The following is a 23,774-nucleotide window of genomic DNA, read 5'->3' on the forward strand; positions in this document are numbered from 1 at the left end:
CCCCACCAACCCGCGTCCGTGACCCCGACGAGAAATCCGACCCCGTCGAACTCCTCCTCGACATCACCTTCGTCTCCCTCCTGAACCAGGCCAGCGGCCTGCTCCTGCACGACGGAGCGGCGGCCGGGACCCTGCACGCGGTGACCGTGCTCCTGGTCACCGTCCTGTTCTGGCAGATGGCGGCGGGTGCCACCGGGATCGTGCCGTTGGACGGGGTGCTGCGGGCGCTGTACTTGGCGAACACCGGCGCGTTCTTGTTGATGGCGGGGTCGGTGCATGAGGCGTTCACGCCGGCGCCCGGGCTGCTGCACGGCCCCGTGCTGTTCGCCGGCGCCACCACCGTGGCCGGGTTGTGCGCGCTCGGGATGTGGATCCATGTGGGGCGCGCGGATCGGCGGTGGCGGGGGAACGCGGGGCTGGTGGTGGCGCTCATGCTGACCATGACCGGCTTCACGTGGGTGGCGGTGCTGCACGCCCGTTCCGGGGAGAACAGTTGGTTCCTGATCGGGTACGCGATCGCGATGGTGCTGTGTTCGAACACGGCGATCCCGTATCCGCGCCGGGTGGGCATCGGCTCGCGCGTCGACCACTGGGCGATCCATGGGGCCCGGGCGTATCGCGAGCGCTATACGACGGCGTACATCGTCGGCTGCTGCCTGTGCCTGGAGCTGCTGGAGATCGCCGCACAGCGCGGGATCGGCGGGGCCGGGCTGCCGGCCGGCATGCTGGTGCTGTTCGCCGCGTTCGCCGTCTCCTGCCTGATGTACTGGCTGTACGAGCCGCTGGTCGACCCGGCGCGGCACGTGGTGGATCCGCGGAATGTGGCGCTGAGCCAGATGCGCAAGATGGCGCACAGCCTCGGCGACGTCTACGGCCACATGCTGATGTTCTGCGGGCTGGTCCTGGCCGCCGGGGGACTTCGGACGGCGTTCACGCAGACCGCCGGGCTGGACGGGGACCACCGCGAAGCGGCGGCCGGGGCGGCGTTCGGGGCGGCGTTCGGGCGGTGGGGACCCGCCATCGACAGCACGGCGCTGGCTTGCGTGTCCGGTGGCATCGCGATGTGCCTGCTCGGCCAGGCGCTGTTCTCGGCGCTGACCGTGTGGCGTCCGGACGCCCTGCGGATCTGCGGCGCGGTCGGTGTCGCCGCGATGTTCCCGTTGCTGCACGGTCGGCCGGTCGGGCTGGCGGTGGCGGTCCTGCTGGCCCTGGTGGCCGGCGTGTACGGGCTGGATCATCGGCGCCAGGCCATCCGGACGGCCGCGGACAGCGGAATGCGGGCTCTGTCAAAGCTCCTGCCGCACCACCACCGACGGCCGGCTCGCGACCGGCAGCCGCACGCGGCCGAGCCCCAGCACGCGGTATCCGGCTTCGAGCTCTTCTTCGACTTCATGACCGCCTTCACCTTCTCCCAGGTCGGCAGCCTCCTCCTACGTCGCCCCGGCACCGGCGGCGCGGTACGGGCCCTGCTCGTCCTGGCAGCCGTCTACTGCTGCTGGACCGCGTTCTGCGCCGCCGCCAACGCCGGCCGCGCCGATCACGGGCCGCTGCGGCGCCTGCACGTGGCCGCGCTGTTCGGCCTGGTGCTCCTCGGGCTGGCGACCCCGGGCGCGTTCACGAACTCCCGCCTGAGCGTGCCGCTGGTGGTGTTCCTCGCCGCGTACCTGCTCGTCCGCCTCGGATCGGCCGCCACGCTGCACTCCCTGGACGGCGCCGGCGCCAAGCGCCGCGTGCTGCTCAGCGCGGCCTGCGCGCTGGGCACCGCCGGGTGCCTGGCGGCGGCGGTCCTGCTCGGCGGCCCGGCCGCGCCGGTGCTGTGGATCGGCGCCGCGGGCTTCGAGGCGGTCGCCGTCACCGCCGCCGCGCGCAAGCGCCGGACCGCGGCCGCCGGCCACCTGTCCGAGCGCTTCGCCTTCCTGGTCATCCTCGGCCTGGACATGTCGCTGAACGGCGTCGGCACCCGGTTCGCGGACACCCCGATCGGCCCGGTGCTGATCGCGGTGACCGGGATCGCGCTGGCCATCTGCGTCCTGATGTGGTGGCTGTACTTCGACACCCTGACGCACTACGCCGAGCATCACCTGCACCGGCTGCACCACGCCGAAGCCCACGTCCAGCACCGGTTCCGGCACCTGCACTACGACGGACTGCATCTGGCCGTCGTGGCCGGGATCGTGGCCTTCGGCGTCGGGCTGCGCTCGATCGCGGAGGACGTCGCCCGGGACGCGCAGCCGCCGTGGGGGCCCAGGCTGTCCGCGGTGCAGGCCTCGGCCGTGGCGCTGGGCCTGGCCGCGTATCTCGCGGCGTCCTGCGCCATGTGGATCGGGCTGCGGCGGCGAGCCATGACGCCCTGGCTGTCGGCCGCCGCCACCGCGGGCGTGCTGCCGCTGCTGGCCGGGCTTCCGGCGGTGCCGGCGCTCGCCGTGCTCGCCGGGGCCGCGGCGGTGCCCGCCGTCGCGCACGCGGTGACGCCCGCGAGCCGGGCGCATCGGCGAGCGGTCCATGCCGAGGTGCGCGGCGCGCTGCCCGCGACGGCGCCGGGGCCGGCGCCGACCCCGGCGCCAGCCGGGTAGCGCGGACTGCGGACCACGTCACGATCCCGGCGTGTCGCTCCGCTATCAGGCACTTGCCAATAAGGAAAGATGTTGAGTGTCGGTGACCATGCGCGAGATGCCGATCAGGCCACGAACAACGGGGAGCATCCAGGCATGACCGGAATGACCGTCGCCAGCCCCAGCCCCGCCCGAACCCGCCGGATGCCCGCGCCTCCCGGGCTGCCGGGCACGCCGTCACTCGGCTACGTCCTGTTCGCCACCCGCTGGCTCCAGGCCCCGCTGTACTTCGGGCTCGTGGCGGCCCAGGGCGTCTACGTCTTCCAGTTCTTCCACGAGCTGATCCCGCTGATCGGGCAGGTGGCCAAGGGCCGGCTCCAGGAGAGCGAGGTCATGCTCACGGTGCTGAACCTGGTCGACGTGGTGATGATCGCCAACCTGCTGATCATGGTGATCGTCGGCGGCTACGAGACCTTCGTCTCGCGCATCGGCCTGGCCGGGCACCGCGACCAGCCGGAGTGGCTCTCGCACGTGAACTCCAACGTGCTCAAGGTCAAGCTGGCCACGGCGATCGTCGGCATCTCCTCGGTCCACCTGCTCCAGATGTTCGTGAACATCCAGAACACCACGCCGCAGGCGCTGCTCTGGGGCACCCTGATCCACCTCGCCTTCGTCGTCTCGGCACTGATCCTGGCGGTGATGGCGCACCTCATCGACCGGCAGCAGGATGACGACCACGAGGTGGTGGCGCACGGCGCCGCGGCGGCGCCCGCCGGCCCGGCGATGTAGCGGTACAGCGTCACCGCGACACAGCGAAACCGCGCGACACAGCGATACACGTAGTTCCACGGATTCGCCGTCTCCGCCCGCCCTCATAGCCTCGTCGCGGCTTCATCGGGTTCATCGGCGTCGCCGGGTCCGCGTGGAGGGGGCGCGGACCCGGCGGGCGTGACCGATCCGGTGTCCTGGTACGGCTACGGGCCGACCCCGGATCCCCACGTCACCTACCAGCCGGACGTGGTGCTGGTCGGCGGCGGGCCGAACTCGATCTGGTCCGGCTCGTCGGACGGCCTCACCTGGACGCTGGCCGGCTCGGCGCCGGGCGGGTCGTCGCGGTGCGGCCGGTCGGGTCCGATGTGGCGGTGACGGTGGCCCCGGTGTCGCTGACCGACGTGGTCAAGGACGGGCATCTGACGCTGGACCAGCCGCTGGATCTGGGGAGCATGCTCTACCAGCGGATACCGGACGAGCCCGGTGCCTACGCCGATCTGAGCACGGCTTCGGCGGACCCGAGCGCTGATCCTTCGGGGACGGATGGCGACACGCCGACTGACACACCGACTGACACGCCGACAACCGATTCGTCCGGCGATACGCCTTCGGATCCGCCCTCTGACACACCCTCGGACACCGACGCCGCAGCCGGAACCCAGGCGGTGCTCGGCAACTCGCTCAAACTCGGCGCCAGCAAAGACCTCGCGTCGGTCACCGCCCTGGATCGGACGGACTACTCGCCGAACGTCAACGGCTGTAAGCCTTCGTAGCGTCGAGCGTTAGAACGTGCGGTCTGCATGAGAAGGTACAGACGTGGCTACCCGCATGAAGATCGCGATCCTCGACGACTACCAGGGCGTGGCGCTGGGCCTGGCCGACTGGGCGTCGTTGGACGCCGAGACCACGGTGTTCACCGAACCGCTCGCCGTTTCCGGGTCCGGTTCCGGCTCCGTTTCCGGGTCCGATTCCCACTCCGATTCCGGCACCGATTCCGACGCCGTCGTCCGGGCGCTGGCGGGCTTCGACGTCATCGTCGCCATGCGCGAGCGCACCCGCTTCCCGGCGGAGGTCCTGGAGCAGCTCGGCGACCTGCGGCTGCTGGTGAGCACCGGCCCGCGCAACGCAGCCATCGACCTGGCCGCCGCCCAGCGCCTGGGTATCACGGTCTGCGGCACCGGCTACTCGGCGGCCCCGACCGTCGAGCTCACCTGGGCCCTGATCCTGGCCGCGGCCCGGAACCTGCCCGAGGAGGCGGCCTCGGTCCGGGCCGGCGGCTGGCAGGTCGGCCTCGGCGCCGGCCTGCACGGCAAGACCCTCGGCCTGCTGGGCCTGGGCCGCATCGGCTCCACGGTCGCCCGCATCGGCCAGGCCTTCGGCATGACGGCCATCGCCTGGAGCCAGAACCTGACCGCCGAGAAGGCCGCCGAGCACGACGTCCGGGCCGTGACGAAGGAGGAACTGTTCGCCGACAGCGACGTCCTGAGCATCCACCTCGTCCTCAGCCGGCGCAGCCGAGGCCTGGTCGGCGCCCCCGAACTGGCCGCGATGAAGAACACCGCGATCCTGGTCAACACCTCCCGCGGCCCCATCATCGATGAGCCGGCCCTGATCGAGGCCCTGCGCGCGAACCGCATCGGCAAAGCCGCGCTCGACGTCTACGCCACCGAACCCCTCCCCGCCGACCACCCGCTCAGGGCCCTGCCGAACGCTCTGCTCACCCCGCACATCGGGTACGTGGCGCGCGAGCTCTACGAGACGTTCTACGGGGACGCCGTGGAGGACATCGCCGCGTTCCAGGCGGGGAGCCCGATCCGCGTGATGGCACCGGCCTGACCTGGGGCCGGCCTCAATCTCTCTCATGCGGACTCGTACTCGCCCGGTCCGCTACACCCGCCGCAGGTGAATCAGTGTGCTGGCATAATCCCCGGCCGGCAGGTCCAGCGCGAGCCCGGTTCGGGCCACCGCCCCGCTGATCCGGACGTCGCGGTCGACGTCGTGGTACTCGGCGGCGGGGTCGAGCGCCGTCAACCGGGCCACCGGAGCCCGCTGCCCGAATCCCGTCTCGACCCGCCAGGCGATGATGACGTGCTCATCGCCGTCGGCCGAGGCGTAGTGCACCGCCGCCGTGCAGCCGTCCGTCGCGGGCCGGTGCAGTACGCCGTGCTGCACCGCGCGGCGGATCCGCTTGTAGACGGCGATGAGTTCGGCGGCCTCGGCGAGTTCCTGCGGCGTCCACTCGGTCAGCGTTCCGCCGATGCCGAAGGCGCCGGCCATGGAGACGTGGAAGCGGAAGCGGAGGGGGGTGGAGCGGCCGGTTGCGATATTCGGGCTGTCGGTGACCCAGGCGGCCATGACTTCGGGCGGGAAGAACATGCCGAAGCCGTGCTGGATCGTCAGCCGGTCCACCGGGTCGGTGTTGTCCGACGTCCACACCTGGTCGGTGCGGGCCAGGATGCCGGCGTCGGCCCGGCCGCCGCCGCCGGCGCAGGCCTCGATCCGCAGGCGCGGGTGGTCGGCGCGGAGTCGGTCCATGATCCGGTAGACGGCCCGGGTGTGGTCGATCCACAGCCGGTCCGGATCGGGGTGGCCGGGCCAGCCGGCGTCGGTGACGGCCCGGTTGGCGTCCCATTTCAGGAAGTCGATGCCGTGTTCGCGGACCAGTTGGTCGAGCCACTGGTGGGCCCAGCGCGCCACGTCCTCGCGGCCGTAGTTGAGCATCAGCTGGTGCCGTAGCTCGGTGGGATCGCGGTTCGGCGTGTGCACCACCCAGTCGGGATGCTCGCGGTACAGGTCGCTGTCGGCGTTGACCATCTCGGGTTCGACCCAGAGTCCGAAGCGCATGCCGAGCTGGTGCACCTTCTCCACGAGCGGCCCGAGCCCCTGCGGGAACGCCCCCGGGTAGGGACGCCAGTCGCCGAGCCCCGCGGTGTCGTCGCGGCGGCCGCCGTACCAGCCGTCGTCGAGCACGAACAGCTCGACGCCGAGCCGGGCCGCGGCCTCGGCCAGGCGCAGCTGTCCGGCCTCGTCCACGGTGAAGCCGGTCGCCTCCCAGGAGTTGTAGACCACCGGCCGGTCTTCCTCCGGGTTCGGTATGACGTACCGGCGCAGGTAGTCGTGCCAGGCGCGGGACGCGCCGCCGAACCCGTGGTCGGTGTACAGCCCGGCGAAGACCGGCGTGTCGAAGGTCTGGCCCGGTCCCAGGGTCCAGCTGAGCCCCTCGTGCCCGAGGCCGCCGGTCCAGGTGAGGCGGTCGGCCGGGTCCCGGTGCAGCGTGATCCGCCAGCTTCCGCTCCAGGCCAGCGCCGTGCTCCAGACCGGGCCGCGGTCCTCCTCGGCGGTGCCGTCGTCGATGGCCAGCCACGGGTTCGCGTGGTGGCTGGTCAGTCCGCGGCGGCTGGTGAACCCGGTCTCGGCGACCGGGACCGGGGAGCGGCGCGGCTGGAACTCGTGGTTCCAGCCGCCGACCAGGTGGCTCATCCGGTAGTCGGCGAGCAGCGGGACGCTCCACGCGGCCGAGTCCGCGCGGCTGATGGTGATCGGTTCCTCGCCGTCGTTGGCGAGCACCGTCCAGCGTTCGATGACGTCGGTGTCGGGGCGCACCCGATAGTGCAGTTCCGCACGCAGCGGATATCGGCGGTCCCGCAAGCGGATCACCAGGTGTCCGCCGTCGATCTCGGGGCTGTCGTCGCTCTCGTGCCCGCCGTCGATCTCGTGGCCGGCGCCGGTCCACTGCGCGCCGCGGGTGCCGTCGGCGAATCTGATCTGCAGGCCCGCCGGGCCGAACCGGGCGCCGGTCTCGATGCCGAGCTCGTCGGCCGCGCCGTCGCCGTCGAAGCTGCTGGTGACCGTGGGCGTCCCGATGGCCTCGACGGCCTCGACGGCCTCGTGTGAGCCCCACGCGACATGCCGGGGACTGCCGTCGGGATCTTCGCGGAGCAGGTAGCGCGAGGCGGGTGTGGTCAGCAGCCAGAGACGGCGTGCGGGGTCGTGGACGACGGATTGCGGGAGAGCACGCACAGGTCAACCTCACCGAAGACGTTCAAAGGCGGGGGGAGCCGCAAGCCGCGAGCGTAGGGCGGCGGTCGGGAGGAAATCAATACTTGACGAAAGAAATTATTAAGCTTAGGTTTCCGCCATGCCCATCAACCCCGGACCGCTTCGGCCGCTGGCTGCCACCCCGGCCGCGACCGCCGTGCTGGCCATGGTCCTGACCGAGGGCCCGCTCAGCCGGGTCGATCTGGCCCGGCGGCTGGGCATCTCCTCGGCTGCCGTCACCAAGGCGGCCCGGCCTTTCCTGGACGACGGCTACCTGCACGAACTGGACTCCGAGCGGACGGCGCCGGGCGCCGGCCGCCCGGTGAGCCCGCTGGCGATCACCCCGGACCGGGAGTTCGTCGTCGGGATGAAGGTGACCGCCGACGAGGTGATCGGCGTGGTCTGCGATCTCAAAGCCCGGATCCGGGCCTCGGCGCACCGCTCGCTGCCGGACTGCGATCCCGGCACGGTCGTGGCCACGCTCGCGGCCCTGGCCGAGGAACTGCTGGACACCGATCCCGGCATGCGGGCCAAGACCCGCCTGCTGGGGCTGGCGGTGTCCGGCGACGTGGACCCGGCCGGCGGCCTGGTCCGGTTGTCCCCGCTGCTCGGCTGGGAGCGGGTCGACCTGGCCGGTCCGGTCGGCGCGGCGACCGGTCTGGCCGTGGTGGTCCAGAACGATGTCAAAGCCCTCACAGTGGCCGAGCACTGGTTCGGCGACGGCGTGGGCACCGACGACTTCACGCTGGTCACCGTCGGCGCCGGCATCGGCTGCGGCATCGTCACCGGCGGCCGGCTGCTCTCCGGCGCCTACGGGGTGGCCGGCGAGGTCGGCCACGTCTGCGTCGACGCCTCGGGACCGGTGTGCCACTGCGGGGCCCGGGGCTGCGTGGAGGCGATCGCCGCCACCGAGGCGATCGTGGGCCGGGCCCGGGAGGTCACCGGGCGCGCCGACCTCACCCTGAGCCAGGCCGCCGAGCTCGCCCGCTCCGGATCGGCCCCGGTGCGGGCGCTGTTCTCCGCGGCCGGGACCGCGATCGGGCTCGGCATCACCGCCATCGTCAACCTGGTCGGCCCGGAGCGGATCGTCGTCTCCGGCGAGGGTCTGGACTCCTACGACCTGTTCGAGACCGAGATCCGCCAGGCGTACGCCACCCACGCCTTCGGTGCGGCGGCCCGTTGTCCGCTCACCATCCGGCCGCTGCCGTTCGAGGAATGGGCCCGCGGGGCCGCCGCGGTCGGCATCCAGACCCTGTTCGCCCCGGCTCGCCGATAGCTGCACGTAGTAGCACGTACTTGCACGTAGCTGCGCGTAGCTGCCTACAGCTGCACACGCACCACGGATACCTGCTCGCGAGCAGGCGATCTCGCCATCCCTCATTCCGTATTCAGGAGGACGACATGTCCCGTGGATCACGCACCACCCCGATATCCGGTGACGGATCAGGGCTCGTCACCGACCGCCGCACCCTGCTACGGGCCTCGCTCGGCGGCGCCGGTCTGCTGCTCGCCGCCCCGGCCCTGGCCGCTTGCGGCGGCAAGAGCAGCGCCGCGTCCTCCGGTGGCGGCGGCGGGGGCAACCTGACGTTCGGCTCCGACGGCTCGGACCCCACGCCGCGCAAGGCGTACGGTGCGCTCACCGCCGCTTACACCGCGGCCAGCGGCATGCAGGTGCGCACGAACGTCCTGGACCACAACACCTTCTCCCAGCAGATCACCGCCTACCTTCAGGGCACCCCTGAGGACGTGGTCACCTGGTTCGCTGGCTACCGCATGCAGTTCTTCGCCGCGAAGAACCTGCTCCACCCCATCGACGACGTCTGGGACACCATCGGCGCCGGCTTCTCCGACGCCGCCAAGAAGCTGAGCAAGGGCCTGGACGGCAAGACCTACTTCGTCCCGCTCTACAACTACCCGTGGGGCGTCTTCTACCGGAAGAGCCTGTTCCAGGCGAAGGGCTACCAGCCGACCGCCGACTGGGACAGCTTCGTCGCGTTGTGCGCGCAGATGAAGAAGGACGGCCTGTCCCCGCTGGCGGCCGGTTTCGGCGGCGGCGACTCCTGGACCAACCTGGGCACCTTCGACTATCTCAACCTGCGGATCAACGGCTACGACTTCCACATGCAGCTGATGGGCGGCAAGGTCTCGTGGTCCGACCCGCGGCTGAACGCCGTGATGGACCACTGGCGGCAGCTGGCGCCGTACCTGGAGCCGGGGGCCTCGGGGCGCAAGTGGCAGGACGCGGCGCAGTCGGTGTTCGACAAGAAGTCCGGGATGACGGTCACCGGCCTGTTCATGGGCCAGGCGATCACCGACGACTCCCTACGCGAGGACATCGACTTCTTCGCCTTCCCGGCCATCGACCCGACCAATGGCCAGGACGCCGTCGAGGCGCCGACCGACGGCTTCGTGCTCAGCGCCAAGGCCAAGCACGTCGACGCCGGCAAGAAGATGCTCGAGTGGATCGGCACCTCGGCCGCCGAGACGGTCTACGCGAACGTCGACCCGAGCAACGTCGGGGCCAGCACCAAGGCCGACACCAGCAAGTACAACGCGCTCCAGCAGAAGTCGGCGCAGATGATCGCCTCGGCGAAGTACATCACCCAGTTCGGCGACCGGGACAGCGACCCCGGCTTCATCTCGGCCGTGGTCGAGCCCGGTTTCGCGCAGTGGCTGGCCTCGCCGGACGACGGGGCGTCCACGCTGAAGAAGATCGAGTCCCAGCGCTCCCAGTACTTCACGTCCTGATGGCCGCGGGCGGCGAGCCGAGGCGAGCAGAAAGGGGAGCGGCATGGCTATCACGGCTGATGTGACCGGAAAGAACGCCAAGAACGCGGCACCGCGGCGCAGGCCCCGGACGCGGGTGCTGTCCTTCGGCGACAAGGTGTTCCTCACGGTGCTGATCGGAGTGCCGCTGCTCGCGCTGCTCGCCTTCGTCTGGCTGCCGGCGCTGGCCTCGGTGGCGATCTCCTTCACCCAGTGGGACGGCATCGGCCTGTCCTCGATCCACTGGGTCGGGTTGCAGAACTACAAGAACATCTTCACGAACTACCCGCCGTTCTGGCCGGCCGTGGAACACAACATCATCTGGATGGCGTTCACCGCGCTGGTCCCGACGCCGGCCGGTATCTTCCTGGCCTACCAGCTGGACCGGAAGATCCGGTTCAGCCGGTTCTACCAGATGGCCATCTTCGTGCCGGTGGTGCTGTCCACCGCCGTCGTCGGGTTCATCTGGGAGATCATCTACGACCCGGACAACGGGCTGCTGAACAGTGCGCTGGGGACGAACAACCCCGCCGGCAAGCACTACATCGACTGGCTCGGCAACCCGCACCTGAACCTGTGGGCGGTGCTCGTGGCGTCCGCGTGGCGGCACACCGGATACGTGATGATCCTCTACCTGGCCGGGCTGAAGAGCGTGGACCCCTCGCTGCGCGAGGCCGCCGCGATCGACGGCGCCAACGGCCGGCAGACCTTCCTGCGGGTGATCGTGCCGGCGATGAAGCCGATCAACGTGACGATCATCGTGATCACGGTGATGGAGTCGCTGCGCGCCTTCGACATGGTCTACGTGCTCTCCGGCAACAACGGCAGCAAACAGGGCCTGGAGCTGCTCTCGCTGCTGATCACCAACAACACCGTCGGCGAGTCGCCCCGCCCCGGATACGGCTCGGCGCTGGCCACCGTGCTGCTGGTGGTGTCGCTCGCCGCGATCGTCACCTTCCTCGTGCAGAACTTCCGGAAGGAGCGCCGGGCATGACCACGACCACCGCGACGAACGTGCCGAAGGCGACGGCCCCGGCCGGCCGGGTGCGCTCCGGGCGAGGCAAGCCGCGCGGGCTGGGCCGGCACGTGTTCCTGACCGTCGTCTCGGTCGGCTGGCTGATCCCGTTGGCCTGGGCGCTGTTCACCTCGCTGCGGTCCTACTCCGACACCGCCGAACACGGCTATCTGAGCTGGCCGCACGGACTGAGCTTCAACAACTTCAGCACCGCCTTCGACCAGTCCGGGATGCCGCACTTCTTCTGGAACTCGCTGCTGATCACCGTCCCGGCGGTGCTGCTGACCCTGCTGTTCGCCTCGGCGGTGGCGTTCTTCGTCTCCCGGTTCGACTTCCGGTTCAACATCGCGCTGCTGATGCTGTTCACCGCCGGGAACCTGCTGCCGGCCCAGGTGATCATCACGCCGCTGTACAAGCTCTACCTCCAGCTGCCGCTGCCGAGCTTCCTGAGCGGTTCCGGGTACTTCTACGACTCGGCGTTCGGCATCATCACCATCCACGTCGCCTACCAGTGCGGCTTCTGCGTCTTCGTGCTCAGCAACTACATGCGCACGATCCCGCGCGAGATCAGCGAGGCGGCGCTGGTGGACGGCGCGCCGGTGTGGCGGCAGTACTTCCAGATCATCCTGCCGCTGTGCCGGCCGGCCTTCGCCGCGCTGGCCACCCTGGAATCGATCTGGATCTACAACGACTTCTTCTGGTCGCTGATCCTCATGGAGACCGGCGACAAGCGCCCGGTCACCTCCGCGCTGGCCGGACTGTCCGGCGAGTACTTCACCAATCCCAACCTCATCGCCGCCGGGGCACTGCTGACCTGCATCCCGACGCTGGTGATCTACCTGGTCCTGCAACGCCACTTCGTGGGCGGCCTGACCATCGGGGCGAGCAAGTCCTGAGCTGTGTGGCGCTCAGCTTTACCGCTGGTCGCCGTACCGCTCGTAGCAGTAAGGCTCGTAGCAGTACCGCTCATAGCTGTACCGCTCATAGCTGTATCGCTTGTGCAAGTGCCGTACATCTGCTGATCCATGCCCGTACGCGGGGTCACCGGAGGAAACCATCATGCGCATACCCATCAAGCGGCCGCGTCGCGCGGCCGTGCTCGCGGCCCTGCTCGGCACGCTGCCGGCGCTCGGCCTGATCCAGCTCCCGGACGCCGCCGCCGGCGCCACCGGCGCGGCCCGGACCGGCGACGGCGGCATCACCGCCGCCAAGCCCTACATGGGCTGGAGCAGCTGGAGCCTGGAGTCCACCACCGCCCCCGGCGTCAACGCCGCCGGCCAGGGCGGCTCGCTGACCGAGGCCGAAGTCCTGGCCAACGCCGACGTCATGGCGGCCAAGCTGAAGTCGCACGGCTACACCTACGTCAACATCGACGCCGGCTGGTGGATGGACGACAAGTGGAAGCCGGAGTACGACGGCAACGGCATCCCGAAGGCCGACCCGACCCGGTTCCCGGACGGCATCAAGGCGGTCGCCGACCACGTCCACGGCGAAGGCCTCAAGCTCGGCCTCTACCTGCCGGTCGGGCTGGAGATCGCCGACTACCAGGCCGGGAACTTCCCGGTCGCCGGGGCGCCGGGCTGTCACACCCATGACATCGTCTACCCCGACCTGCGCACCACCAACGGCTGGGACAGCGCTTACAAAATCGACTTCTCCAACCCCTGCGCGCAGAAGTTCGTCGACTCCGAAGCCAACCGCCTCGCCTCCTGGGGCATGGACTTCCTGAAGATGGACGGCGTCGGCCCGGGGTCCGTGAAGAGCGGCAACAACTACGACAACACCGCGGACGTCGCCGCGTGGTCGCAGGCCCTGAAGCGGACCGGCCGCGACATCCAGTACGTGCTGTCCTGGTCGCTGGACCACGCGCACGTGGCGACCTGGCAGCAGTACTCCAACGGCTGGCGGATCGACACCGACGTCGAGTGCTACTGCGACACCCTGGTGACCTGGCAGAACTCGGTCGTCGGCCGCTGGACCGACGTCATCCCGTGGATCGCCGACGCCCGGCCCGGCGGCTGGAACAACCTGGACTCGCTCGACGTCGGAGTCGGCTCGATGGACGGCCTCAGCGATGACGAGCGGCAGACGTACATGACGCTGTGGGCGATGGAGTCCGCGCCGCTCTACACCGGCGACGACCTGACCAAGCTCGACGCCTACGGCCTGTCCCTGCTCGGCAACGACGAGGTGATCGCGATCGACCAGGCCGGTCACCCGGCCCGGCCGCTGACGCAGGACACTGATCAGCAGGTCTGGTACAGCCGCAACGCCGACGGCTCGCTCAACGTCGCGCTGTTCAACCTCGGCACCGCGCCCGCGACCGTCACCGCCCCCTTCGCCGCGCTCGGCGTCACCGGCTCGGCGAGCGTCCGGGACCTGTGGGCGCACCAGGACCTCGGCCCCATGACGGGTCAGTTCTCTGCGACGCTCCCAGCCCACGGCTCCCGGCTGCTGAAGATCGCCCCCGACGGCGGCAGCCAGGTCTCCTACGAGGCCGAGGCACCGGCCAACACCCTGTCCGGCGGCGCGGTCGTCACCGGCTGCACCGGTTGCTCCGGATCGCAGAAGGTCGGCGGCCTCGGACACGAGGGCAGCCTGACGTTCAACGGCGTGAAGGCGGTGGCTTCCGGCCAGCACACCATCACCGTGGTCTACGACGACGGCGACGCCAACGGCCGTCCGCTCACCTACAGCGCAAACGGCGGACCGCAGACCACCATCCAGGCTCCCGGCACCGGCGGCTGGAACACCGTGGGCAGCCTGAAGCTGACCATCCCGCTGCGAGCCGGCACCAACACCATCACCTTCACCGGCCCCGACTCCAACACCTACTCGCCCGACATCGATCGGATCCTGATGTGATCGCACACGATCTCCTGCTGGCGTGGCCCCGACCGGCGGACAGCTGGTTCGAGGCCGCGCCGGTCGGCAACGGCCGGCTGGCCGCGATGGTCTTCGGCGGGCTGCGGCGCGGCCGCTGGCAGATCAACGACTCGACGGTCTGGTCCGGCACCCCGTCCACCCCGGCCGCCGGGCTCGCCGACGTCCTGGGCGCCGGCGCCGGGCCCGGGCGGCTCGGCGAGGTGCGGGCGGCGATTCGGGCGGGGGAGTATCGGCGGGCTGAGAGCCTGCTGATGTCGTTCGAAGGCCGATACAGCCAGGAGTATCTGCCGTTCGTCGATCTCTGGATGTCGCTCGACGGCACCGGTGACTACCAGTCGCGAACCCTCAACCTCGACACCGGCGTCGTCACCGAGGCCATCGGCCTCGACGGCCGCCGGATCCAGCGGCGCACCTGGGCCAGCCGCCCGGCCGGCGCGATCTGTATCGCGCTCGACGTCGACGACGGCACGCTGGACGTCGGCCTGGAACTCACCTCCGAGCTGCGGGTCGTCCAGCGCACCGGCCTCAGCCTCGCCGTCGAGCTCCCGATCGACGGCGCACCGACCCATGAGCCGACTGCCGAACCGCACCGTTACTCCGACGGCCCCGTCGCCGGCTACGACCCGTACGGCGTGGCCGCGATGGCGATCGACACCGACGGCGTCGTGCGCGTGGCCGACGGCGCCGTCCACGTCACCGGGGCCTCCCGGCTCCTGATCGTGCTGACCAGCTCCACCGGCGGCGCCGACTCCTGGTCCGGCACCGTCCCGACCTCCCGGGACGGACACCTGCACCGCGCCACGACCACCGCGCAGGCCGCCCTCGAGTACGGCGGCGACCTGCTACTGCGCGAGCACGAAGCCGACCTGCGCCGACTGCTCGGCGGCACGGAGCTGACCGTCGGCGCGCGCCGGGCCGGGACGTTCGACGTCGCCGAGGATGTGTTGTCCGGCAAGGACGAACAGCTGACCGCCACCGTGCTGGTCCAGCTCGGACGCTACCTGCTGGCCGCCGCGTCCCGGCCGGGCGGCGGACCCCCGCCGACGTTGCAGGGCATCTGGAACCAGGAACTGAGCCCGCCCTGGTCCTCGAACTACACCCTGAACATCAACACCGAGATGAACTACTGGGGCGTGGAGACGGCCGGGCTCGGCGAATGCCACGACCCCTTGTTCCGGCTGATCGAACGGCTCGCCGAAACCGGGACCCCGGTCGCCCGGCAGCTCTACGGCGCGCGCGGCTGGCTGGCCCACCACAACACCGACATGTGGGGTTGGGCCCTGCCGGTCGGGATGGGCCACGGCAGCCCGTCGTGGGCGATCTGGATGATGGGCGGCGTCTGGCTGACCCAGCACCTGTGGGACCACTTCGAGTTCCAGCAGGACCTTGAGTTCCTGCGCGACCGGGCCTGGCCGCTGATGCGCGGCTGCGCCGAGTTCTGTCTGGACTGGCTGGTCGTGGGCGACGGCGGATTCCTGGACACCGTTCCGTCCACCTCGCCGGAGAACCTGTTCCTCTCGCTCACCGGCAGCACCGAATCCCTGACCGTCTCCTCGGCGATGGACGTCGCCCTGATCCGCGCGCTGTTCACCCGTTGCCTGGCCGCGGCCGAACTGCTCGCCATCGACGATCCGGTCTGTGCCGAGATCGCCGCCGCGCTGCCCCGGCTGCGTCCGCCGCGCCTGACCGCCGACGGCCGCCTGCTGGAGTGGGGCGAAGACCATGTCGAGCAGGATCCGCACCACCGGCACGTCTCGCACCTGGTCGGCCTATACCCGCTGGACCAGATCGACCCGGACCGCACGCCGGCCCTGGCCGAGGCGGCGCGGGCCTCGTTGGACCGGCGCGGACCCGGGGCGATGGGCTGGTCCTGGTCGTGGAAGATCGCGCTGCGGGCCCGGCTCGGTGATGCCGCCACGGCCCGCGACCTGTTGCTGGAGGCGACCCGGCCGTTCGCCCGCGACCCGCTGCAAAGCGCGCCGCCGGAAGGCACGGAATGGGGCGGGCTGCTGCCCAACCTGTTCAGCACGCACCCGCCGTTCCAGATGGACGGCAACTTCGGGCTGATGGCGGCGGTCGTGGAGATGCTGGTGCAGAGCCACGGCGGGACCATCAGGGTGCTGCGGGCACTGCCGGAGCAGTGGCCCGACGGTATGGTGCGAGGCATCCGCTGCCGAGGCGGCCTCGCCGTCGATCTCGCCTGGCGCGCCGGCCGACTCAGCGCCCTGACTGTGCGCCGGCTGCACGGCGAGGACCGTCCGGTCTGCATCGATTATCGCGGCCGGCGAACAGAAATCCGGGTGGCCGCCGGCTCGTCGGCCGAGGTCTGGGGGCTAGCGTCAGTGTCATGACAGCCAAGATCATCGAAGCGAGCGCGTGGTTGACCGATCTGGAAGTCGAGACCGTGCGCACCGACGCGGTCCAGGCCTTCCTCAAACAGGAGACGATCTTCGTCCGCCTTCTGACCGACGACGGCAACATCGGCGTCGGCTGCTCCTACACGATCGGCACCGGCGGCAGCTCGGTCCTGGCGATGCTGCGCGATCACCTGCTGCCCCGCCTCATCGGTGCGGACAGCACTTTGGTGGAGCACATCTGGCGCGACCTGTTCGCCTCGACCCGGGCCACGACGGTCGGCGCCATCACCTCGCTCGCCCTGGCCGCGGTGGACACCGCGTTGTGGGACCTGCGCGGCAAGCGGGCGGGCGAACCCTTGTGGCGACTGGCCGGAGGCTTCCGCCGGGAGGTCCCGCTGTACGACACCGAGGGCGGCTGGCTCCACCTCTCGACGGAGGAGCTGGTGCGCGGCGCCCAGGATTCACAAGCCGCCGGCTGGTCCGGGGTGAAGCTCAAGGTCGGCAAGCCGCGACTGGAGCAGGACGTGGATCGGCTCCGCGCGGTGCGCGAGGCGGTCGGCCCGGGCCTGGACATCATGGTGGACGCCAACCAGTCGATGACCTGCGCGCAGGCCCGGCAACGAGCCGCAGCCCTGGAACCGCTCGGCCTGTCATGGTTCGAAGAGCCCCTGCCAGCCGACGACGTGGCCGGCCACGCCACACTGGCGCAGTCCACGACGATCCCGATCGCGGTGGGGGAGTCGCTGTATTCGGCGGCTCACTTCCGCGACTACCTCGCACGCGGCGCAGCCTCGATCGTCCAGCCCGACGTGGCACGCGTCGGCGGCATCACGCCCTGGCTGAAGATCGCGCACCTGGCCGAGACCTTCAACGTGGACGTGTGCCCGCACTTCCTGATGGAACTACATGTCAGCCTGACCGCCGCCATCCCCAACGGCCGCTACGTGGAGCACATCCCGCAACTGCGCGCGATCACCCGGAGCCAGATGTCGATCGAGAACGGCCATGCGATCGCGCCGGAAACCCCGGGCTTGGGGATCGACTGGGACTTCGATGCGATCGAGGATCGGACGGTTGCTTAGGACGTGGGTGGGTTGGTGCTTGAACCGGCCCGGGTTCGGTTCGGGGGTCGGATCTTTCTTGGGGAGGGCTGGAGTTTTCGAGCCGGGTTGCTGTTGGGCTGTGGATTTCAAAGCTTTTTACGGCCTTCATGGAACGTTCGTGCCATAGGTAAACACTTCCGGACCCGTGAACTGTGCGGAAGACTGGTTGCGGATGCGGCAGCTCGGAGCTTTGATGGGAGTCTCGGTCCGGGACCGGCGCGTGGCCGCGGCCTCCCGGGACTATCGCTTCTCGGCAAACGTGCAGGTCATCATCAATGCCGACACCCACCTGGTGATCGCTACCGGTATCCCGCGTTCAGGCCGTGGCCGGCAGCCGGACGGTGAACGTGGCCCCGGCCCCGGGACGCCCCACGGCCCGGATGGTGCCGCCATGATCGGTCACGATCTCGCGGGCCAGTGCCAGACCGAGGCCGAAGTGGTGCGGACCGGGGCTGCCGCTTTGCGCGAAGCGCTCGAAGATGCGCTCGCGGTCCACCGGATCGAAGCCGGTGCCGTCGTCGGTGACTTCGAGTTCGACGATGCCCCGGCCGCCCTGCCGTACCGAGATCTCGATCCGGCCGGTCGGGTCGGTGTGGCTGACGGCGTTGTCGACCAGCGTCGCGATCATCCGGCGGACCGGCGAGCGCGCGCCTTTGATGGTCAGCAGCTCGCCGACCGTGGTCAGGGCCAGCACCCGGGCGCCGAGCCGCGGCCGCTCGGCCTCGATCACCTCGGCTGCCAGCGTGGCCAGGTCGAACTCCTCGCAGCGCGCCGGATCGGTCCGCATCCCGGCCGACATCAGCAGGTCCTCGACCACGTCGTTGAGTTCGGCGGCGGACTGGACCATCGCGGTGAGTTCGGCGGTGAGCCGCTCGGAATCGCCGTCGGACGGCGGGTGTTCCCGGTGCCAGCGCAGCAGCATCTGCGCGCGGGTGTGCAGCCGGGTCAGCGGGGTGCGCAGTTCGTGGCTGGCGTCGGCGACGAAGCGGCGCTGCCGGTCCAGCGCGTCGCCGAGCGGGGCGATCGAGCGGTGGCCCAGCAGCGCGCCGACGATCGTGGCCAGCGCCACGCCGAGCAGCCCGACCAGCACCAGCGCGCGCACCAGGTGGTCCAGGTCGGCCTGCTGGTACCAGGTGTCGAAGACGGCCTGCCGGACGGTGTCGCCGTGCCGGACGGTCAGCACGTCGTAGTCGGTTCCGGTGACGGTGACGTGGGTCTGGGCCGCCGGCGCCCCGTCCGCGGCCCGGGCCACCGCGGACTGGAGCGGGAACCCGGCCGGGATCTGCGGCGGGTGCAGCACGGTTGTCCTGTCGGTAGTCCCGTCGGTCGTCCCGTCGATCTCGAACAGCCAGACGCAGGGCGTCGCCTCGGTCGGATGGCCGTACCGCAGGGCCTCGGTGAGCTGGTCGCGGGCTTGGGTGCGCTGCTCGTCCAGGACCACGCGATAGGCGCAGAAGCCGAGCAGGGCCAAGGCGGCCAGGAAGCCCGCGGCGATCCGGCAGGCCAGCGCCGCGGCCGCCCGGGTGAGCAGGCGCTGCTCGGGGGCGGGCGGTGCGGACCGTCGGAAGTTCACAGCAGGCCTATTCGGTAGCCGAGGCCGTAGACGGTCCGCACGATTTGCCGGCCGAGCTTACGGCGCAGGTAGTACACGTAGGTGTCGACGACGGACTCGGCCGCCGTGTCCGGGAACACCTGGGCGCGCAGCTGGGAGCGGGAGTGGACGGCGCGGGGCCGCGCGGCCAGGGTGTGCAGGAGGTCGAATTCGCGCGGTGAGAGCGGGACGCGGGTGCCGTCCGGCAGGGCGACGTCGTGGGCCTGCCGGTCCAGGAAGCCCTCGCCGAGCCGCAGCAGGTCCGAGGAGTCGGCGAACCGGCGGTCCAGCGCGCGGATCCGGGCCAGCAGTTCGTCCAGGTCGAAGGGCTTGGTCAGGTAGTCGTCGGCGCCGCCGTCCAGGCCGCGGACCCGCTCGGCGTGCGAACCCAGGGCCGTGAGGATCAGCACCCGGGCGGTGACCGCCTGCCGCCGCAGGCTCGCCACCAGATCCAGGCCGTCCATCCCCGGCAGCCGCCGGTCTATCACCATGACCCGGTAGTCGTGAGCCAGTCCGAGATGCAGGCCGCGCTGGGCGTCGTGGGCCGTGTCCACCTGGTAGCCCTCACCCTCGATGAGGGTGGTGAGCAGCGCGGCGAGCTCGCTGTCGTCCTCGACGATGAGCAGTCTGGACTTCGGCGGCGTCTGGGCTGCCATAGCCCCGCATTATGTCACGCGTTGATGTCAGCTCCCTGTTCATCCGGATGCGACCGCCAGCTCCGCCTCGGGTTCGCCGGCCCCGCCTTCGGCCGGCATCGGCAGGGTCCGGTCCAGCAGAGTGAGCGCCGGGGCGGCCATCAGCGTGGTGACCAGGGCCACCAGGACCAGCGCCGTGAACAGCTCGCTGTTGATGATCCCGGCTTGCAGCCCGACGTTCAGCGCGATCAGCTGCATCAGGCCCCGGGCGTTCATCAGGGCGCCCAGGCGCAGCGCCGTGGCCCGGTCCTGGCCGCCGGCCCGGGCCGCGAGCCAGCAGGCGCCGAACTTGCCGACCACCGCGACGACGACGGCGAGAACGGAGAACACCAGCAGCGACCGGTTCCCCAGCAGCCCGAAGCGGGTGTTGAGGCCGGAGTAGACGAAGAACATCGGCAGGAAGATGATGCGGTTGCTGGTGCTGACGGTGGTGACCGCGCGCTCGGCGGCCACACCGCGCGGCATCACCAGACCCACGCAGAAGGCGCCGAAGACCGAGTAGAGCCCGATCTCGTCAGTGAACCAGGCGGCCGCGAACAGCACCGCGACCACGATCAGCACCTGGCCGTCGGTCGCCACCGTGCCCGGGCGCAGAACCCGGGCCAGCAGCGGCCGGGCGGCGTAGAACACCAGCAGGGCGAACAGCACGATCCCGCCGACCGCGACGACGATCGGCTTGGGCCGGCCGGAGGCCATGGCCAGCACCCCGGCCAGCAGGCACCAGGCGACCACGTCGTCGATCGCCCCGCTGGCCAGCGCGAGCGATCCGTATCGGGTGCCGGACAAGCCCCGCTCGGTGATGATGCGGGCCAGCATCGGGAACGCGGTGATGGCCAGCGCGACGCCGACGAAGGACGCCGTCACCGCGGGCCGGACCCCGGGGACGAAGATGCCGACGCGACCGTGCGCCCCGAACGCGAGCAGGGTGCCGAGCACCAGCGGCGCGAGGATGCCCGCACCCGACACGGCGGCGGCCGCCCGGGCGATGCGGCGATCCAGGTGCGACCGGAACTCATGCCCGGCCTGGAACATGAAGGCGACCAACCCGATCTGGCCGGCGACGTAGAGCACCGGCTTGAGGGCCGCGGGGAACAGCTCGTGCTCCAACCGCGGCGCGACCGCGCCGAGCAGCGACGGACCGAGCAGCACCCCGGCGACCATCTCACCGACCACCGGGGGCTGCCCGGCCCGGCCGATCCCCCAGGCGACCAGGCGGCAGAAGAGCAGGATCACGACGACGGCGATGAAGAAGCGGGGAGCCAGGGCGGTGGCGCTCACTGGTCGGCCTCCTGGGCGACGAGGTGGTTGCGGCGCAAGGGCAAGGGCAGGCAGTGCCGGTGCCGGTGCCGGTGCCGGAGCATGCGAGACAGCGCATCAGTACTCACTGCTCGGCCTCCTGCGCGGCGAAGTAGTTCCGGCACAGGCGCAGGCGGCGCGCGTCCCAGACCATGTAGGTGCCGAGCACCAGCTGGACCAAGCTGCGCCACACGTCCTCCCAGCGGTCACGCACCCGCAGCCACGCCAGCCGGGCGGCCGGGCGAGGTGGCTCCGGCTGGTCCGGAGTGAGCGGTGTGAGCAGGCAGGGACCGCGGTTCGGCAGCGAGCGGGTGTGGCCGACCGAGGTGGACAGCGCGTAGCGGCGCAGCACCTCGGCCGCCGCTACCCGCATGGTGAGCGGGGCGATGCCGCGAGCCGGGCAGGGCCGGTTCGCGCTGATCCCGAACGGGATGTTGTTGACCTGCTCCAGATGCTCGCGCAGCCAACGGTCGGGGTCGAACTCGGCCGCGTCCGGGACGCCGGCGTGGTGGTACTCGGCGTAGTTGAACAGCAGCACCGAGCCGGCCGGGATCGCCGTCTCGCCGAGCGCGATCTGCGCCGAGGTGATCCGGTGCGCGACGCCGAACAGCGGGTAGACGCGCAGGGTCTCGTCGATGACCCGGTCGAGCAACTCAGCCTGCTGTTTCTCCGGATCGTCCCGGAGCTGCCGCTGGAGCTCGGGACGGGCCGCGATCGCCAGCAGCAGGTGCGCCATGCCTTCGGACATCTGCACCACGGCCGTGTTGAAGTACGTGCCCTGGAGGTAGAACGCCTGCTCCTGCTCGGTGAGCGCGGCGGGCAGCCCGTACGGCACGGCACCGGCGGCGATCTTCGCCTGGAGGTAGCGCGTCAGCCGCTCCCGGCGGCCCATGTGCCGGAGCCGGGTGCATTTCAGGGCACTGACGACGTCGTTCGCGTTGGCGACGATCAGGTCCCGGGCCTCGGGCGGACACGGCTCGGCGAAGACGACCTCGTAGTAGACCGAGGCCCACAGCGGCATCATCGCGTCGCGCAGCCGCACGATCCGGGCCCGGGCGGATGCGGAGCTATAGCCGGAACCAGAACCGGCCCCAGACCCGTCAACCCGGTCGAACTCCCGCGCAGCGCAGCGCGCGACAAGCTCCTCCCAATCGTCCTTACGCAGCCGCGCGATCGTACGTCGCGTAGTGCGCGCGACATCGTCGTAGCGGGGCCCGGGCTCCAGATGCTCCTGATGGACCTGCGGACCGGGCGCCAGCCAGTACCAGAACAAGTCCGACAGCGCGGCGCCCCGGCTGCGGCCGTTGGCGGCCGGGTCGGCGTAGACGCGCTTGAAGTCCTCGGTACCGACCAGGTTCCCCGGCACCGGGATCCCCTCGGTGCCGTTGACGAGGGCGAATATCCGGACGCGAAGCGCCACGACGATGCCCGGCAGCCAATACGGCAGGCTCGCCAACACCGCCGCCACCAGCACCCCGGCCACGGACCAACTCCATGCCGTCTCGCTCACCGCCGACCCCCGGCCGCCGGCCGCAGCGGATCAGGGGCCGGATCGGCCAGCCGACTCCCGGCGATCGGCCCACTCCCGGCGGCCGGCCGCACCAGATCGGGCGTCAGGTCGGCCAGACCGCGCGCGCCGCACAGCGCCACCGTGTGGTCCAGCTCGTCCCGCAGCAGCTCCAGCACCCGTGCGGCGCCGTCCTCGCCACCGGCGGCCAGTCCCCACACGACCGGGCGGCCGACGCCGACCGCCGCGGCGCCCAGGGCCAGCGCCTTGACCACGTCGGTACCGCGCCGCACGCCGCCGTCCAGCAGCAGCGGGACGCTGTCGCCGACCGCCTCGGCGAACTCCGGGAGCAGGTCGATGGTCGCGGGCACGGTGTCGAGCTGCCGGCCGCCGTGGTTGGACAGCAGCAGGCCGCTGACACCGTGGTCGACCGCGATCCGCGCGTCCTCCGGATGCAGGACGCCCTTGAGCAGGACGGGCAGTTCCGTGTGCTCGCGCAGCCAGTCGATGTGGTCCCAGGACAGTTCGGGCGACATGGCGATCTGCCGCACGTTGCCCGGCTCGTCGCCGCGCAGGTTTCGCAGGTTCTCGCAGGCCATGCCGGGTGGCAGGTCGTGGAAGCGGTTGCGATGGTTGCGCTCGTTGGCACCGAGGACCGGCGAGTCGACGGTGACCACCAGCGCCTTGCAGCCCGCGTTGGTCGCGCGGGCGATCAGCGCGGTGGTGTCGTCCAAGTCAGGCTGGAGATACAGCTGGAACCAGAGGGTGGGCTCGTGATCCGCCGGGGCGGCGGCGCGCGCCGCCGCGGCCACCTCCCCGACCGCGACCGTGCTCGCCATACTCGCGATCATGATCGTGTCCGCGCGGGCGGCGGCCCGGGCCGTGGCGAGCTCGCCTTCGGTGCAGACCAGGCGGTGGAACGCGGTCGGCGAGATCAGGATCGGCATCGAGGAGCGCGCGCCGAACAGGGTGACTGACAGATCGCGGTGCGCGCTGCCGCGCAGGACGCGTGGCAGCAGACTGAGTCGGCCGAAGCCGTCGATGTTGGCGCGGACGGTGACCTCGTCGCGGGAGCCGCCGGCTATGTAGTCGTAGTAGACCGGGTTGAGTTTGCGCTGGGCCACGGCCTCGAACTCGTCGATGGTGTATAGCGAGTCGAGGTCGAGGTCTTGCGGACGCCGTCCAGGCGCACCACCG

General features: G+C 70.8%; 17 protein-coding genes and 2 pseudogenes. 13 read left to right on the forward strand and 6 right to left on the reverse strand.

Features of this window, described 5'->3' with window-relative positions; all coding sequences use genetic code 11:
• The 5 genes and pseudogenes from IZR01_RS33980 to IZR01_RS34000 all read left to right on the forward strand — a co-directional run.
• A partial coding sequence (locus tag IZR01_RS33980) for a low temperature requirement protein A (RefSeq protein WP_194926233.1) occupies positions 1 to 2,573 on the forward strand: 2,573 nt, incomplete at its 5' end.
• A 135-nt stretch (positions 2,574 to 2,708) separates the two neighbouring features.
• Positions 2,709 to 3,341, forward strand: coding sequence for a TIGR00645 family protein (locus tag IZR01_RS33985; protein ID WP_228560790.1), 633 nt, complete (start codon positions 2,709 to 2,711; stop codon positions 3,339 to 3,341).
• A gap of 231 nt (positions 3,342 to 3,572) precedes the next feature.
• Positions 3,573 to 3,676 (forward strand): annotated as a pseudogene (locus IZR01_RS54935) (hypothetical protein); the annotation flags it as partial.
• 18 nt (positions 3,677 to 3,694) lie between these two features.
• A complete protein-coding gene (locus IZR01_RS33995) occupies positions 3,695 to 4,096 on the forward strand; it encodes a hypothetical protein (protein ID WP_194926235.1) in 402 nt (133 codons plus the stop codon).
• A 55-nt stretch (positions 4,097 to 4,151) separates the two neighbouring features.
• Entirely contained in the window at positions 4,152 to 5,159 is a 1,008-nt protein-coding gene (locus tag IZR01_RS34000; RefSeq protein WP_194896139.1) for a D-2-hydroxyacid dehydrogenase family protein, read from the forward strand.
• 51 nt (positions 5,160 to 5,210) lie between these two features.
• Here the strand turns inward: IZR01_RS34000 and IZR01_RS34005 are convergent, their stop codons facing one another.
• Positions 5,211 to 7,343 (reverse strand): alpha-galactosidase, encoded by a 2,133-nt coding sequence (locus IZR01_RS34005; RefSeq protein ID WP_194926236.1) that lies wholly within the window; start codon positions 7,341 to 7,343, stop codon positions 5,211 to 5,213.
• A 118-nt stretch (positions 7,344 to 7,461) separates the two neighbouring features.
• On the opposite strand from IZR01_RS34005, the gene IZR01_RS34010 reads away from it, so the two are divergent.
• The 8 genes and pseudogenes from IZR01_RS34010 to IZR01_RS51295 form a co-directional block, all read left to right on the forward strand.
• Positions 7,462 to 8,637 (forward strand): ROK family transcriptional regulator, encoded by a 1,176-nt coding sequence (locus IZR01_RS34010; RefSeq protein WP_194926237.1) that lies wholly within the window; start codon positions 7,462 to 7,464, stop codon positions 8,635 to 8,637.
• A 125-nt stretch (positions 8,638 to 8,762) separates the two neighbouring features.
• Positions 8,763 to 10,109, forward strand: coding sequence for an ABC transporter substrate-binding protein (locus IZR01_RS34015; protein ID WP_194896133.1), 1,347 nt, complete (start codon positions 8,763 to 8,765; stop codon positions 10,107 to 10,109).
• Between the two features lie 43 nt (positions 10,110 to 10,152).
• Positions 10,153 to 11,121, forward strand: a complete 969-nt coding sequence (locus IZR01_RS34020) for a carbohydrate ABC transporter permease (RefSeq protein ID WP_194926238.1) — start codon at positions 10,153 to 10,155, stop codon at positions 11,119 to 11,121.
• Positions 11,118 to 12,038 (forward strand): carbohydrate ABC transporter permease, encoded by a 921-nt coding sequence (locus IZR01_RS34025; RefSeq protein ID WP_194926239.1) that lies wholly within the window; start codon positions 11,118 to 11,120, stop codon positions 12,036 to 12,038. Before IZR01_RS34020 ends, IZR01_RS34025 begins: the two co-directional genes overlap by 4 nt.
• A 163-nt stretch (positions 12,039 to 12,201) precedes the next feature.
• On the forward strand, positions 12,202 to 14,007 hold the full coding sequence (locus IZR01_RS34030) for an alpha-galactosidase D (RefSeq protein ID WP_194926240.1): 1,806 nt from the start codon (positions 12,202 to 12,204) through the stop codon (positions 14,005 to 14,007).
• A complete protein-coding gene (locus IZR01_RS34035) occupies positions 14,004 to 16,379 on the forward strand; it encodes a glycosyl hydrolase family 95 catalytic domain-containing protein (protein ID WP_194926241.1) in 2,376 nt (791 codons plus the stop codon). The genes IZR01_RS34030 and IZR01_RS34035 overlap by 4 nt, the downstream gene beginning before the upstream one ends.
• Positions 16,376 to 17,467: a mandelate racemase/muconate lactonizing enzyme family protein gene (locus tag IZR01_RS34040; protein WP_194926242.1), complete on the forward strand. Its 1,092-nt coding sequence runs from the start codon at positions 16,376 to 16,378 to the stop codon at positions 17,465 to 17,467. The genes IZR01_RS34035 and IZR01_RS34040 overlap by 4 nt, the downstream gene beginning before the upstream one ends.
• A gap of 220 nt (positions 17,468 to 17,687) precedes the next feature.
• Positions 17,688 to 17,795 (forward strand): annotated as a pseudogene (locus tag IZR01_RS51295) (IS5/IS1182 family transposase); the annotation flags it as partial.
• Between the two features lie 9 nt (positions 17,796 to 17,804).
• Here the strand turns inward: IZR01_RS51295 and IZR01_RS34045 are convergent.
• From IZR01_RS34045 to IZR01_RS34065, 5 genes are all read right to left on the reverse strand, one after another.
• Positions 17,805 to 19,061 carry a sensor histidine kinase gene (locus tag IZR01_RS34045; RefSeq protein ID WP_194926243.1) on the reverse strand — a complete coding sequence of 419 codons (1,257 nt, stop codon included), beginning with the start codon at positions 19,059 to 19,061 and terminating at the stop codon, positions 17,805 to 17,807.
• Entirely contained in the window at positions 19,058 to 19,735 is a 678-nt protein-coding gene (locus IZR01_RS34050) for a response regulator transcription factor (protein WP_194896126.1), read from the reverse strand. Before IZR01_RS34050 ends, IZR01_RS34045 begins: the two co-directional genes overlap by 4 nt.
• Before the next feature lie 39 nt (positions 19,736 to 19,774).
• Positions 19,775 to 21,052, reverse strand: a complete 1,278-nt coding sequence (locus IZR01_RS34055) for a cation:proton antiporter (RefSeq protein ID WP_194896125.1) — start codon at positions 21,050 to 21,052, stop codon at positions 19,775 to 19,777.
• 103 nt (positions 21,053 to 21,155) lie between these two features.
• A complete protein-coding gene (locus IZR01_RS34060; RefSeq protein WP_194926244.1) occupies positions 21,156 to 22,580 on the reverse strand; it encodes a cytochrome P450 in 1,425 nt (474 codons plus the stop codon).
• Positions 22,577 to 23,719: an alpha-hydroxy acid oxidase gene (locus IZR01_RS34065; protein WP_194926246.1), complete on the reverse strand. Its 1,143-nt coding sequence runs from the start codon at positions 23,717 to 23,719 to the stop codon at positions 22,577 to 22,579. The genes IZR01_RS34060 and IZR01_RS34065 overlap by 4 nt, the downstream gene beginning before the upstream one ends.
• Positions 23,720 to 23,774 lie beyond the last annotated feature (55 nt).

The organism is Catenulispora pinisilvae, from assembly GCF_015356865.1.
Lineage (GTDB): Bacteria > Actinomycetota > Actinomycetes > Streptomycetales > Catenulisporaceae > Catenulispora > Catenulispora pinisilvae.